Annotated in this window: 14 protein-coding genes; 4 read left to right on the top strand and 10 right to left on the bottom strand. The window is 45.0% G+C overall.

Annotated elements, in window-relative coordinates; translation table 11 throughout:
* Positions 1 to 66: 66 nt before the first annotated feature.
* The 4 genes from MNQ98_RS00885 to MNQ98_RS00870 all read right to left on the bottom strand — a co-directional run bounded on the left by MNQ98_RS00885 (position 67) and on the right by MNQ98_RS00870 (position 3,941).
* The gene (locus tag MNQ98_RS00885) at positions 67 to 1,716 is read right to left on the bottom strand and encodes a DUF4179 domain-containing protein (RefSeq protein WP_241931478.1); all 1,650 of its coding nucleotides are present in this window, start codon (positions 1,714 to 1,716) and stop codon (positions 67 to 69) included.
* Positions 1,703 to 2,236 (bottom strand): RNA polymerase sigma factor, encoded by a 534-nt coding sequence (locus tag MNQ98_RS00880; RefSeq protein ID WP_241931477.1) that lies wholly within the window; start codon positions 2,234 to 2,236, stop codon positions 1,703 to 1,705. The genes MNQ98_RS00885 and MNQ98_RS00880 overlap by 14 nt, the downstream gene beginning before the upstream one ends.
* Positions 2,237 to 2,454: 218 nt before the next feature.
* Positions 2,455 to 3,264: an inositol monophosphatase family protein gene (locus tag MNQ98_RS00875; protein WP_241931476.1), complete on the bottom strand. Its 810-nt coding sequence runs from the start codon at positions 3,262 to 3,264 to the stop codon at positions 2,455 to 2,457.
* A gap of 125 nt (positions 3,265 to 3,389) precedes the next feature.
* Positions 3,390 to 3,941, bottom strand: coding sequence for a GNAT family N-acetyltransferase (locus MNQ98_RS00870; protein ID WP_241931475.1), 552 nt, complete (start codon positions 3,939 to 3,941; stop codon positions 3,390 to 3,392).
* Between the two features lie 491 nt (positions 3,942 to 4,432).
* Between MNQ98_RS00870 and MNQ98_RS00865 the strand changes: the two genes are divergently transcribed.
* Positions 4,433 to 5,161 carry a CAP domain-containing protein gene (locus tag MNQ98_RS00865; protein ID WP_241931474.1) on the top strand — a complete coding sequence of 243 codons (729 nt, stop codon included), beginning with the start codon at positions 4,433 to 4,435 and terminating at the stop codon, positions 5,159 to 5,161.
* A gap of 693 nt (positions 5,162 to 5,854) precedes the next feature.
* On the opposite strand, the gene MNQ98_RS00860 is transcribed toward MNQ98_RS00865, so the two are convergent.
* Complete coding sequence (locus MNQ98_RS00860; RefSeq protein ID WP_241931473.1) at positions 5,855 to 6,871, bottom strand: FecCD family ABC transporter permease; 1,017 nt, start codon at positions 6,869 to 6,871, stop codon at positions 5,855 to 5,857.
* Entirely contained in the window at positions 6,864 to 7,871 is a 1,008-nt protein-coding gene (locus MNQ98_RS00855) for a FecCD family ABC transporter permease (RefSeq protein WP_241931472.1), read from the bottom strand. The genes MNQ98_RS00860 and MNQ98_RS00855 overlap by 8 nt, the downstream gene beginning before the upstream one ends.
* 214 nt (positions 7,872 to 8,085) lie before the next feature.
* Here MNQ98_RS00855 and MNQ98_RS00850 point away from each other — a divergent pair, with 214 nt between their 5' ends.
* Complete coding sequence (locus tag MNQ98_RS00850) at positions 8,086 to 9,084, top strand: ABC transporter substrate-binding protein (protein WP_241931471.1); 999 nt, start codon at positions 8,086 to 8,088, stop codon at positions 9,082 to 9,084.
* A gap of 89 nt (positions 9,085 to 9,173) precedes the next feature.
* Here the strand turns inward: MNQ98_RS00850 and MNQ98_RS00845 are convergent, their stop codons facing one another.
* The gene (locus MNQ98_RS00845) at positions 9,174 to 10,223 is read right to left on the bottom strand and encodes a CotH kinase family protein (RefSeq protein WP_241931470.1); all 1,050 of its coding nucleotides are present in this window, start codon (positions 10,221 to 10,223) and stop codon (positions 9,174 to 9,176) included.
* 236 nt (positions 10,224 to 10,459) lie between these two features.
* On the opposite strand from MNQ98_RS00845, the gene MNQ98_RS00840 reads away from it, so the two are divergent.
* Complete coding sequence (locus tag MNQ98_RS00840; protein ID WP_241931469.1) at positions 10,460 to 10,840, top strand: pentapeptide repeat-containing protein; 381 nt, start codon at positions 10,460 to 10,462, stop codon at positions 10,838 to 10,840.
* A 230-nt stretch (positions 10,841 to 11,070) separates the two neighbouring features.
* Entirely contained in the window at positions 11,071 to 11,523 is a 453-nt protein-coding gene (locus MNQ98_RS00835; RefSeq protein WP_241933808.1) for a GNAT family N-acetyltransferase, read from the top strand.
* 122 nt (positions 11,524 to 11,645) lie between these two features.
* Here MNQ98_RS00835 and MNQ98_RS00830 read toward each other — a convergent pair whose 3' ends face one another.
* Genes MNQ98_RS00830 through MNQ98_RS00820 form a run of 3 tightly spaced genes read right to left on the bottom strand, consistent with a single transcriptional unit; the run spans position 11,646 to position 12,886 of the window.
* Positions 11,646 to 12,116, bottom strand: coding sequence for a hypothetical protein (locus MNQ98_RS00830; RefSeq protein WP_241931468.1), 471 nt, complete (start codon positions 12,114 to 12,116; stop codon positions 11,646 to 11,648).
* Between the two features lie 15 nt (positions 12,117 to 12,131).
* A complete protein-coding gene (locus tag MNQ98_RS00825) occupies positions 12,132 to 12,671 on the bottom strand; it encodes a GNAT family N-acetyltransferase (protein WP_241931467.1) in 540 nt (179 codons plus the stop codon).
* Positions 12,668 to 12,886 (bottom strand): hypothetical protein, encoded by a 219-nt coding sequence (locus MNQ98_RS00820; protein ID WP_241931466.1) that lies wholly within the window; start codon positions 12,884 to 12,886, stop codon positions 12,668 to 12,670. The genes MNQ98_RS00825 and MNQ98_RS00820 overlap by 4 nt, the downstream gene beginning before the upstream one ends.
* Positions 12,887 to 12,913 lie beyond the last annotated feature (27 nt).

Raw genomic sequence — 12,913 nt, 5'->3', positions numbered from 1 at the left:
GCCGGGCTTCTTTTTAATGGAGCAGCGATCTTCCTATCGCACTTTCTTAGAATTAACAACACCATGTTACTTTCCATTCTTAAGCTGAACGCGCAGCTCATCTTCCGGTTTCTCGGTTGTATAATGCCAGATGTAGATCTCAAGCTCTGACTTGTCGAAATTCTCATACACGTCCATTTCCTTATTGCTTCCATTCCCTAGCAAACTTATCATAGCTGATTTTCCGTAATTCGGCTCCTTGCCGTCAAAATAATAGGTTTGATTTACTCCGCCAAACGCCGGGTCGGAGCTAAAGGATTCCACATAAAGGTTATTCTCCTTCATGTAGTATGTCCATGTGATTGGATATCCCGCAATGTTGGTGGTTAGGCTTTGATGTTCACCCGATATGCCGGTTAGCCGAATCGGATTCTTGTCCCCAGCATGCTCATCGACGCGGTGTTTCGCGATCAAGGAAACGGGTTTATTGGTCAGGGAGGCTGCGTCCAGCCCGGTCATTTCAAAACGCAGCTCCGTCCTGTCGGATTGGTCCGGTACATACCATATACCGCCGTTTAGCAATGTACCGCCTACATCCAGCTGATACTTCATATACGGAACCCTTGTGTATTTCTCTTCATGCGTCAAAATCAAGCGGACCTGGGTCGGGGTGACAATCATTTCATGGATCTCCGTTCCGCCAGGGGCCTGGTCCAGAGGGATATTCAATTCTTCCTTAAATGATCCACTCTCCAATTGTTTCTTGGAAAGAGCCATATTTACGCTCCATGTCCCATTGGCTGTTCCCAACGTACGATCATAACCAAGCTGGAACTGAGTGCCTTTTGCCCGTAATTGATCAGACTTAAATATTTGTTGGTTCAAGAATTCTCCGGAATCTCCCGGCGTTCCGAAGATAGGAGTTCCCGCTTCTATAATAGGCTCATTTTTGTCATTCGTGGCTTGAATCCGTACCCAGCTTCTGTGTTGAAGCTCAGGATCAGTAAACGTAACGGCCGATCTCAACAGCATCTTGTCCCCGGACTGATCAAAAGACTGCAGTGTCACACTGCCTATACCATCCTTCTGAATCTGGAATACTTGCGTTTTAGGGTTATGAGGGTCGAAGTTGATGATCTGCTTCCCATCGCCGGTGAAACGAATATTCTCCATCGTAAACTCAACGTCGGCCTTGCTGCCATCCACGACCCACTCCGTCTCAAAATAGCCTTGGAATACACCAAGCTCCGCATTCCATTTATGAGAATAATTCCCATCAATTAGATTTCCCTGATAATCTTTAAGCCCAATATGATCAAAGCTCACTTGTTTTCCATCCCATGACGAGCCGGGATCCAGGCTATAGAGCAGAAAGGTCCGATTCTCATCGGTAAAAGCCGTATGCAGGGTCAATGTGATGTCGTTGTTTGTAACGGATTGCTCAATCGTTTGGCCAAGGCCCTGTTCTAGGGCGGACTGAATACCAGCTCTATACGAAAGGAGGCTGGACCAATCATAAGTTAATGCTGCATAGACTGGTGTAGCCATCAGAGCAACGGATATTCCAACGACAATCGCTGTTTGTTTTCGTCTTCGAGGGCGAAGCGGTATCGATTCACTGCCTACGACCTTCAGCTCATTCTGCTGGATACTGCTCCACATCCGGTCAAAATCAGGATAAGACACTGTATTCGAAGCCTTCATCTGGTCTTTCAGATTCTTTTCAATACGTTCCAAATTGCTTCTCTCCCTTCAACCAAAAGCTTTGATTTTGTTTGAGCTTTTTGCGCATGATCTTCAATGCTTTGTGAAGCCTCGATTTCACTGTACCTACAGGTATTTCCAGTGTTTCGGCGACTTCCGCCATCGACAACTCGCCGACGTAGCGGAGCGTAATCACGGCCATCAGCTTGTCCGGAAGCTGATTCAGCAGTTTCTCCCATTCGGCTGCTACCTCTTTCTCTAATACGATGGTGTCTACAGACTTGACCAACGCCGTGGTCTGCTCATGAAGCCACTGAACCTGGTTCTGCTTTTCCCGTTTGGTCTGATTCTTTTTAAGTAAGTTTAAGCAATGATTCATCGTGATACGCATGATCCAAGCGCGTATATGCTCAACACTTCTCCAGTTCTGACGAAATACGGTGACGAATACGTCATGACAGAGGTCTTCGGCATCTTGTGCGTTCCGAAGCATGTAATAGCACGTGCGGTACACATCCTTGTTGTAAGAATCGAATAACTCGCGTTCCGTCAATGAAAGGCACTCCTTTCTTAGCGTTATGCAATATAAACAAATGACCCTCTGAAAAGGTTCACATTTTTTTCATGCTGCTGCATCACTACGAAGTGCGATCATACTCCATTTATATTGAATTATTTCATTTTAACAAAAAGAACACCTATCACACTCTATAAAAAGAGGGTCAGGTGTTCTTCGGAACCAGCTGATCAGCACTTCGTCTTTCAAATTACTTATAAATCGTTACGTAATAACGAGAGAAGTTCTTCAACAATCCCAGGACTGGCAATCACGACTCCTTCTCCGTACAATTCAACGGGAATTTCGGCAGAGACTTCTCCGACATGACCCATTATTGCCCCTGCTTCACGAGCGATGAGACCTGCTGCTGCAACGTCCCATGGAGCTAAACTTTCTGTATGTGCGTCTAGACGGCCGGATGCTACATAACAAATATCAATTGCCGGTGCGGCCAATCGACGAATATCTCTGCAATGAGTAGCTAAGAGATTGACTCTTTCAAGCGCCAGATGAACTTTACTTTTATCATGAGGGAAGCCAGTGCCGACAACGGATTCCGATAGTGTATTCACAGGTTGAACTTGAAGCTGCTCACCGTTACAAAAAGCGCCACCACCTCGAACCCCTACATAAGTTACACCCAGATCTGGCGCATGTACAGCTCCTGCCCAAACAACGCTATCTACTGCAATCGCAGCAGAGATGGCAAAATGAGGGAAATTACGAGAGTAGTTTACGGTACCGTCCAAAGGATCAATGATCCAAAGTGGACCTTTAAACCTATCTTTAGTCAGGGAACCACCCACCGTTTCTTCCGAAAGAATACCATGTTCAGGGTAAGTAGTAACAATAGAGTCACGAATTATATGATCAGAGACTAAGTCTGCTGAGGTTACAAGCTCTCCGGCGCTCTTCATAGTTACCTCAACGCGGGATTCTTTTCGCAATTCAATGATTTTTTTTCCAGCTAAGCGGACCATTTTCTCGGCAAATATCGCCCACTCTTGTGCATCCTCTTTCATTTGGTGAACACTCCCCATTTTAAGTCAAATGTAATTGCTCAATCTTCGTTACTTCAAATGATCTTTCGGGGGCAGATCTTGTGTAGATGCATTGTTAGCTGATGGAAATACATTACAAAATAGCACTACCCAAGCTTATTTTTCACAACTCCATAGTAGATAAGATGCTCATATTGATTTTCTTTCTTTACATGATCAATCAATATACCTTCTTTTATCATGCCTACTTTTTGTATAACTCGTCCGGATGCTGGATTAGAAGCAAAGTGTCGCGCATATACTTTATGATATTTTTTTACATTAAAAGCAAAGTCTAATATTGCTTTGGAAGCTTCTGTCACATATCCATTTCCCCAAAACTCTTCACCAATCCAATAAGCTAATTCACCATTTTCATAACGTTGATTATTAGATAATGCTATCGCACCATATAAAGTCCCTGTTTGCCTATCACAAATAGCAAATTCATATGACTTATCAGCATTAAAGTTATAAATATGATGTTCTATCCATGACAAAGCACAATCAATTGTGTATGGATACGGTAGTGTGAGTGTACTTTTATATATATTGTAATTATTACATAGTTTGGTAACAGTTTCAGCATCCGATTCTTCGAATAACCTTAAAAATAGCCTCTCAGTAGTAATCGTTTTATTTATGTCGTCATAAACCATTTTATTCCCACCTTTCTTATTAGTTAAATATACATTTGAATATATTACTATTAAAATAAAACTGAATCTTCTTCTTCGAAATGCCTCCGCGGACCAGGGGCGCAAGTCCAATGCGAGAATGCGATGTTGGTACATTAAGATTTAATATTTTTTTAGTAAATCAGGATCAAATGCCATATTGCATTGTCCCCTGTAGAAGATACCTATATTTAAGTACATATCTTCAGCTCCGCAATTATTCAATACCATTGTATGACTTTCTAAACTATTAACAATCCATTCCAATGTGGCATAACAATTGTATTCTATATCAACATTAGACGGTGCATATAAAATTGCTGATCCCATCTTACTTGGTTTACGACGCTTTGTTGAGGATAGATCGTCTTTGATGTGGATAAGGAGAAAACCATAATGAGGAATAAGTAAAGGGCTTGCAGGAAATCCTAATCCGGTAACTTCATTAATTAACGGATCAAGGAGGTTGGCTAATGGTAAAGTTTTTCTTATTAGCAGTATTGTTATTGGTGACAGGCTGTTCGGCCCATAACAATATGACGCAAAAGCAAGTGACTCCTAAGCAAACACGAATTTCAACTCATGCTCATATTGCTGCGCCAAACACTGTCCTAACTCAGGCATCATCAACAGCTACGCCTGGGACAGAGAGATCATCTATTACAACAAAAGAAGCACAAAATGGAATTACTTCGGATTGGTTGGATCTGATTCAAACACCGGCTGGAAATGCAGGAAACCAGGCACCTACCAAAAATCCTGAAAAAAAGGAGCCGACAGGTTCAACAGGACAAGCACAGGAAGGTATAAATGATACTAAGGATAATAAGGATTTATCCCAATTTGGGCAGCAGGTTCTGGATCTAGTAAATCAAGAAAGGTCCAAAGCAGGATTAAGTTCTTTGAGTATGAGTGAAGAATTGTCTAATATGGCTATGGTTAAGGCACAGGACATGTACAACAACAATTACTTTGATCATAATTCTCCAACACATGGATCCCCCTTCGATATGATGAAGGAATTCGGGATCACATTCAATTCCGCTGGAGAAAACATCGCAAAAGGGCAAACCACCCCTACCCAGGTTATGAAGGATTGGATGAATAGCCCAGGCCACAAAGCAAATATACTGAATAATAGTTATACCCATATCGGCATTGCTTATTATAACAATGCATGGGTTCAGGAATTTAAAGGATAACGCCATTCAGGGTCGATGTAGTCGGCCCGAAGCGTGAATATGTTGTTGGTATTCTTCAGTTCATACCCGACTGGTTCGGGGATGAACTTTTTGTTCCTTTAGGAACTTTATAATTATTATCTCTTACATCTCTTAGAAGGCTTTTAATGCTGTTCATTTATTTTTCCTTATTTTTAGGGTCTCCCCCGAATTTTTGATAACGTCTAGGTATTCACGAACTTGAGAGGCTTAAGGCGCATTAGCGACGGGTCGCCAGACTTAGCCTTACAGGGTTGTCTGCCTGTCAACCGCTTCACCGATTCTTCTTCAGCAGACCCAGGGCGTTAGCCCGCAGCGTGAATATCATGTTATACGACGTCCTCTTGAGTAGACTTTAAGATATTCCCTTTATTTGTTTCAAATAATCTTTTAAATGCATATAAAACCGACATCCCTCTACATTATATCGACAAACCCACATTATCCCAATATAAAAAAATAACACTTCCCAAAGGGAGTGCCATTCATATAAAACCACCTATTCCACTAGCTACATTCCCCCACCCGCCGTCATTCCTGCTACAGTATATCGCTGCATAAACTAGTACAGAACAATAACCAAAACTTTCATACTCACCACTACTTCTGCCCACAAAAAAGACGCCATATTCCCATCGGAATATGACGCCCTACTATTTAACCTTCTCTGCGCCGCTACAGCCTCTTGTACAACAGGTACAAGAAAAATGGCGCGCCAATCGCTGCCGTGAATACACCCGCCGGGATGTCCAGCGGCTGGAACAGCATCCGACCCGCCAGATCGGCAAGCATCAGTAAAATTGCACCGACCATAGCCGAGACGGGAAGCATTACACCATGGGCGCTGCCCACGAGGCGTCTAGCCATATGCGGTGCTATCAAGCCGATGAAGGACAACGTACCTGCGATACCGACGGCCGCTCCCGCTAAGGCAATGCTGCACAGCATAATAAGTAATCGGTCGCGCTGCACGCGGATGCCAAGACCGGTGGCGATCTCATCGCCCATCGACTGTGCGTTCAGGGAACGGGAGAACAGAAAGGACATCGGGATGAACAGTGTAAGCCAAGGCATAAGCGCCAGGATATGTTTCCATCCGGTTCCGTACACACTACCCGTTGTCCAGTTCAGTATCTGGGAAGCCAAATGGGATGGACCGCTGATAAGAAGAAACGTGGTCAACGCACCAAGCGCTGTCGATAATCCGACCCCAATCAGGACAAGGCGCAGCGGAGATACTCCCTTTCTCCAAGCCAGCACATAATTAATTAGCCCTGCAATAAAAGCGCCCACGACCGCAATTAACGGGACCCAGTGAATGCTGTAAGCTCCGGCTGAAAGTGTCATAAAAGCCACTACAGCTACCGATGCACCACCTGTAACCCCAAGCATATCGGGGGCGGCGAGTGGGTTCCTGATAACGCCCTGAAGCAGCCCACCCGCCAATGCCAGCGCAGCGCCAACGAGCAGTGCAGCCAGCGTTCGCGGCAGGCGGAACTGCAGGACGATCAGGGAACTACCTCCCTCATTAAGACCGAAGAGCGAGCTCACCACTTCACTGAGCGGTATGGTCGTACTCCCGGCCGAGATGCTGATTAACAATATCAGTAGGATTAAAAGTCCGAGTATGATCACCGTTGCCGAGTTTCTTTTTTTACGTATAAATCCCATATGAGAAGTTGAATTAAGCATATTTCCTCCTCCGAACGATGTAGATGAGGAACGGAACGCCAAGCACCGCCGTTGCGACTCCAACGGGCACCTCTTTTGGCATAATGATGAAACGCGATGCCAGATCAGCTACCACAAGCAGAAGTGCACCGGATACAGCGCAGTACGGTAGAAGCCAGCGGTGATCTTGTCCAACAAGCGAGCGGCACAAATGCGGGATGATCATCCCGACAAAAGCAATCGGGCCTGCAACCGCAACCGAACTACCGGCGAGCAGAACGACCGCAGCACAAGCCGTTGCCCGAACGATGAACAGCGACATCCCCAGTCCCTTGGAAATATCATCACCGAGCGCAGTCACATTTAACGAAGGTGCAATTATCATGGACAGCGCCAGACCTACAATTACATATGGCAGCACAGACAGTAAATGTCCTATATCCCGGTCGACCACCGAACCGATCATCCAGAATAGAGCCTGATCGAGCGACTTCTTGTCCACCAGAATAATCCCCGACGTTATTGAAGAGGCAAAAGCTGCAATCGCGGCACCCGCAAGCGTCAGCTTGATCGGTGCAAAGCCGCTGGCCCCCCGAGAACCCAAGGCGAACACAACCAGAGACGTTATTGCAGCGCCCACAAAAGCAATCCAGATCATAGAGTCCATCGTCAGCCTGCTGCCTAACGCCGATATGCCGATAACTAGAAACAAAACAGCGCCCGCATTAATACCAAACACCGACGGTGAAGCCAGCGGATTGCGGGTGATGGCCTGCATCACCGCTCCAGCCACAGCCAGGCTTGCGCCTACGACAGCTCCGACAAGTGCCCGAGGCACTCTCGCGTCCCGTATAATCATGTGCTCTGTTGATCCGTTAAAAGATATGTATGAATCCACAACCATTTCGATTTGGAAATGCTGCAGTCCGAAGAGAACGCTGGCAATCAGGCTAAGCAGCAGAAGCAGCACCCCTGCAACTAGTCCCAGCGTTCTCGATGTCCTGCTATTAAACAAGACCATGCGTATGTAATCCCCCTCAGGTTAAGATATAGGGCAAGTAGCTATAGTAGTTTTGTAACATGTTTTATTGTAGAGGCGCATCCATATGCTGTCAATGATCATGATAATCATTTTCATTTAATTGTTGACAGCATCTTGCTCTCTAACTTATATTTACATTGATAATGATTCCCATTATCACCAGTTAACTTAAAAAAAGGGGAGAATCACTGTTATGTCATCTGTATTTCGCAAAAAATCGTGGTTGCTTATGCTGACCCTGTCAGCTTTTCTGCTCGTCCTGTCCGCTTGCGGCGGATCCAAGACAGCGGATACACCAGCCTCAACCACCAGTGAAACGAAAGAAAGCACACCTGTAGCAACCGAAGAAAGTCGTACGATCCAGCACGCTATGGGCGAAGAAACGATCAAAGGTACCCCGGAGCGTGTTGTCATTCTCACTAATGAAGGAACTGAAGCATTGCTGACGGTAGGTGTGAAGCCCGTTGGTGCAGTCCAATCTTGGGTCGGCGATCCGTGGTACGACCATATTAAAGCCGACATGGAAGGCGTCGAAGTAGTTGGTGAAGAAACTCAACCGAACGTGGAACTCATTGCAGGCTTGAAGCCTGATCTCATCATTGGAAACAAAGTTAGACATGAGAAAATTTATGACCAACTGAAGCAGATCGCTCCGACTGTTTTCTCCGAAGACCTAGCCGGTGATTGGAAGATCAACTTTGCATTATATACAGACGCCGTCAACAAAAAAGCCGAAGGCGAAAAAGCCATCGCCGATTTTGATAAACGTGTGGAAGAAGTGAAGTCCAAGCTCGGGGATAAAGCCAATACCAAAGTATCCATTGTTCGCTTTACCGCCGGCGATGTTCGGACTTACATGAAGCAAACTTTCAGTGGTGTTTTACTCGACCAGTTGGGCATTGCACGTCCTGAAGAACAAGATAAAGATGAATTTATTGAGAAATTGACCAAAGAACGTATTCCAGCCATGGACGGAGATGTGATGTTTTATTTCACTCAGGACGATCCAGGTTCCACCGAAGCTGAAAAGGCAAGCCAGGAATGGATGAATGAGCCGCTCTTCAAAAGCCTGAATGTGGCTAAGAACAACGAAGTACATAAGGTGAGCGAGGTTGTATGGAACCTTGCAGGCGGATATCAAGCAGCCAACTTACTGCTTGATGAAATTGTCACCTATTTTGAAGTGAAATAATAACACCTCACATACTCAAAAAGAGGCACTGTAGCTGATACGCCGCGGTGCCTCTTCATTCTGCCAAGATACAAATATAACAGCGTTATTCACGAATCCAGCCTCCGTAACTGGTCTGAAATATCCTGACGTCTATTTTCGATATAATGACGAATCGTATCCGGTTCGCCATCAAACACTTTCGCGCTCCACTTTTGGTTACGATCCTTGTAAACATCATCCGCGATGTTATTATACATCTGGTACACAATCGGGAGCTGGCGCCGCACCGTAAATACCGTATCCAACAAATTGGTTAGCAGATTTTTGTATTGCTGCCGATAGGCCTTGTAAGACAATACCTTCTCCGTCAGCTTGTTGTAGCCATGAATTTTTACCAGATTGGAATCCACCAGCTTACCATAGCAGTTCCTGCCCCACGTTCCTTCGTAATCCCACGGTATCATACGGTACACCCTACGTGTACGATGTTCAAACAACGTGTAGTTCTGATTAAACCCATCATAATTGCCTGTAAGTACAGCCCCGCTAAGCCAGCGCAAAAAATTATTAATATCTAGATTACGCTCCAAATATCGTTGTAATTCTTCTCCCTCATGGACATGTATAGCACGAATGAACTGGGACAGTTTGGCGCGATCTCGCTCCCCACCTTTAATTAGACTATAACCGGAAAAATATGATTTTTTAGACAATCTCTTATCGGTAAAGTCTGCATTATCATTGACAGCATAGATGATGCTACGCACCGGAATAGCCCGTCGATGGAAAAAGGGTGTTTTTACCCCTTCGATCTGCAGATAAACGCCAGCATTTTTATTATTAATATAAAGTACACAGTGCTTAGTCCCCGGACTCGGCACATTTATAGATTCGAAAAAACGGAAAGAAAGGGCATTCCGCATCATTGAAGGATCATCATATTCAGCATTAAAGTGATAGGTTCTACGCGAAGTGCGGATTTCGTAGGATTTTTTGGGATACTCACGGGTATGTCCACCCCGGTAACGTATACGGATCGGAACTCGTTTTCTCCCGTGCAGCATTTGTGCCTGAACAAAGCTGTCAGACCAGATGTCACTTTTTAATAACTCAAATTCTTTGTTGTTAATAAAAACCTGGTAGACCGGCAATCCCACAAAACCACCTCCTTATGACTGATAGGCGTCCGTTGGTTTTATGCTTTCTCTTATATTGAACCAGTCCCTTCGTAGTACTAGACACATATAAATATATAACAGGTAGACGTGATGGACAGACGCCGAAGTTCAGCAATTCCGCTCCCCTTCAGTCATCATGCTTTATCTAAAATAATATGTCAGGGAGGGAGAATGAGGTATGGCTTTTAACATGTACCCTAGCTGGATAGGAAGCAATGACACGGTCAATTATGACGGTCCTGAGGGATGGGAAGGAAATCACTCACTCGGCAACCAATCTCATGGCAACTGCTCTCCCGGCCACAAATCTCAAGGCCACGAATCTCACGGTCACGAATCTCAAGGCCACAAGTCTCACGGCCATAAATCTCACGGTCACGAATCTCAAGGCCACAAATCTCACGGTCACAAATCTCAAGGCCACGAATCTCAAGGCCACAAATCTCACGGTCACAAATCTCAAGGCCACGAATCTCACGGTCACAAATCTCACGGTCACAAATCTTGGGGCAACTGGACTGGTGGCAATAAATCCAAGAAGAAAAAACCCCAAAAAAAACGCTCCAGAAGACGTAAATCCTGCCGTTGCTAATTAAATACCCTAAGACTGGTCTCTATCAGGAGCATTGGTGGTATCCCCGTGCTCCTTGACGGAGCAGGCTTGTAAACAATATATGCTGCAGCCCGATTAATGTGATTCCAGCCCACTGACAATCAACCTAACGGTGGGTTGGCCTTTTTATTCAAGACTGTTTCGCACCGTCTTGTGTTAAAATAATTCTGTTATTTAATTCTCGATTTGAATGGACAGGAGTTGTAAGACTTGATCACCATACGCAGACTGGAAACAAGCGAATCGCCCCCCATGGAACTGCTGTTATTAGCAGATCCTTCAGAGCAGCTTGTTCAGGAATACATACAGCGTGGACAATGCTTTGTAGCTGAACGGGAGGAGGAAATTGTTGGTGTGTACGTACTGCTACCAACCCGGCCCGATACCGTGGAACTCGTTAATGTCGCTGTGGAAGAATCTCTTCATGGGCAAGGCATCGGCAAACAGCTGGTCAACCACGCCGTACAGTCTGCACGTCAGCTCGGCTTCACCACAATTGAGGTTGGAACCGGAAGCACCGGGGTCGGCCAACTGGCACTGTATCAAAAATGTGGCTTCCGAATGACCAGCATCGACCGCGATTTTTTTATCCGGCATTATGATGAGGAGATTTATGAGAACGGCATGCGACTGTATGACATGGTGCGTCTATCCCAAGATTTATAAATTAACAGAGAGCCTATGCTGCTTTTTATTAGCAGCATAGGCTCTCTGTTGTTCTCATGCAGACTTTTAACACCAAACCAATCGACACTGCAGCAGAGTTACCGCCGCGCTAACTGAATTCTCTATGAGGACTTCTTTTTCCCTTTTACAGATTGATATATGAATCCCATAGTGAATACCAACAGCATCACCATATACGAGATGATCACGATCTCCGTCGAGTTGATGTCTCCGGAATACATCATATGAATTTGGGTACCAATGATAATCGTAAGCAGCATATAATACTGCGACAATCCCGCTAGGGCTATACTTCGGGAGGCTTCATCCAGCAGGATGAACTGCCAGACGTAAAGCAAAAAGGATATCAGCCATAGCATGTTCCCCAACAAATAGCTGTACACTTTTTTCATAGAGAGTTGTGCAAACTGGCTGCCTACCCAGAACCAGAACAACACAAAGCCCAGGTTCAGCGTCCAGATCAGCACTCCCGAGAACGGCAAATAAAAAATAAGCATGTTAAACAACCAACCTATAATTAATGGCGCCAACACAATCAGCAAATGTTTGTTTTTCTTCATGTAAATGCTCAAGACATCTCTCCTCACTCACATCTCATATTCAATAATCCAACAATCGCGATATTCCCCTTCATGCCATTCATGGCCCTGAAGATATTTCTTCCTGACGAAACCCACCTTTTCATAAACTCTCAGCGCACGCACATTCCACGCCTGTGGGTCCATGACGATCTTGTCCGCACCCTCATGGAACAGCAAATAACGGACCATGGTGGTAATTAGCTCTGTACCAATTCCCTGATTCCAAAAGGTCGTCTCTCCAATGAATTGATCCATACCAAAGATCGAACCTGTGAAATTAACGTATCCGTATTCTGTTCGCTCTTCATCCGTTATGGCGTAATACTGGATATATCCGATATCCTGCCCATCATATTGGACGATACAGCGGGTACAAGATTCATCATCGTCAAAAAAGTGCTGCTTAACCATCTCCAAATCATGCGGTCGATCCCGGCCTTCGTAATATGTAAGGACTAACGGATCACTCAGCCACACAGCCAGCAGGGGAGCATCCGTTTCAGCCAAATATCGAATCGTCAGCTTATTATGCGTATAGAGAATCATAGATTTTCCCTCCGCTTTTTCTTAATCATCATAGTTAAAGCTGTCATATGTCCGACCGTAAAAAAAAGAGACAGCAATGTCAAAAGCATAAGTACGTTAACACTGCCATGATTCTCATCCAATCTGAATACGTATACGGTAACGATAGCCAGGCCCAAACCTATGAGCCCAAAAAGCGCCGTAATCGCTGCTCTAAACCTGATGGCCTTCTCCATTCAATAGTACCTCCTTCGTATCCGTAT

The organism is Paenibacillus sp. N3/727, from assembly GCF_022637315.1.
GTDB lineage: Bacteria > Bacillota > Bacilli > Paenibacillales > Paenibacillaceae > Paenibacillus_AQ > Paenibacillus_AQ uliginis.
This window is presented reverse-complemented; position numbering and strand designations above follow the sequence as displayed.

What these genes read in the sequence shown, in the direction of transcription:
- MNQ98_RS00875 (WP_241931476.1), bottom strand. Translation starts at nt 3,264, where the DNA reads ATGAAAGAGGATGCACAAGAGTGGGCGATATTTGCCGAGAAAATGGTC.
- MNQ98_RS00870 (WP_241931475.1), bottom strand. Translation starts at nt 3,941, where the DNA reads ATGGTTTATGACGACATAAATAAAACGATTACTACTGAGAGGCTATTT.
- MNQ98_RS00865 (WP_241931474.1), top strand. Translation starts at nt 4,433, where the DNA reads ATGGTAAAGTTTTTCTTATTAGCAGTATTGTTATTGGTGACAGGCTGT.
- MNQ98_RS00860 (WP_241931473.1), bottom strand. Translation starts at nt 6,871, where the DNA reads ATGCTTAATTCAACTTCTCATATGGGATTTATACGTAAAAAAAGAAAC.
- MNQ98_RS00855 (WP_241931472.1), bottom strand. Translation starts at nt 7,871, where the DNA reads ATGGTCTTGTTTAATAGCAGGACATCGAGAACGCTGGGACTAGTTGCA.
- MNQ98_RS00850 (WP_241931471.1), top strand. Translation starts at nt 8,086, where the DNA reads ATGTCATCTGTATTTCGCAAAAAATCGTGGTTGCTTATGCTGACCCTG.
- MNQ98_RS00840 (WP_241931469.1), top strand. Translation starts at nt 10,460, where the DNA reads ATGACACGGTCAATTATGACGGTCCTGAGGGATGGGAAGGAAATCACT.
- MNQ98_RS00825 (WP_241931467.1), bottom strand. Translation starts at nt 12,671, where the DNA reads ATGATTCTCTATACGCATAATAAGCTGACGATTCGATATTTGGCTGAA.
- MNQ98_RS00820 (WP_241931466.1), bottom strand. Translation starts at nt 12,886, where the DNA reads ATGGAGAAGGCCATCAGGTTTAGAGCAGCGATTACGGCGCTTTTTGGG.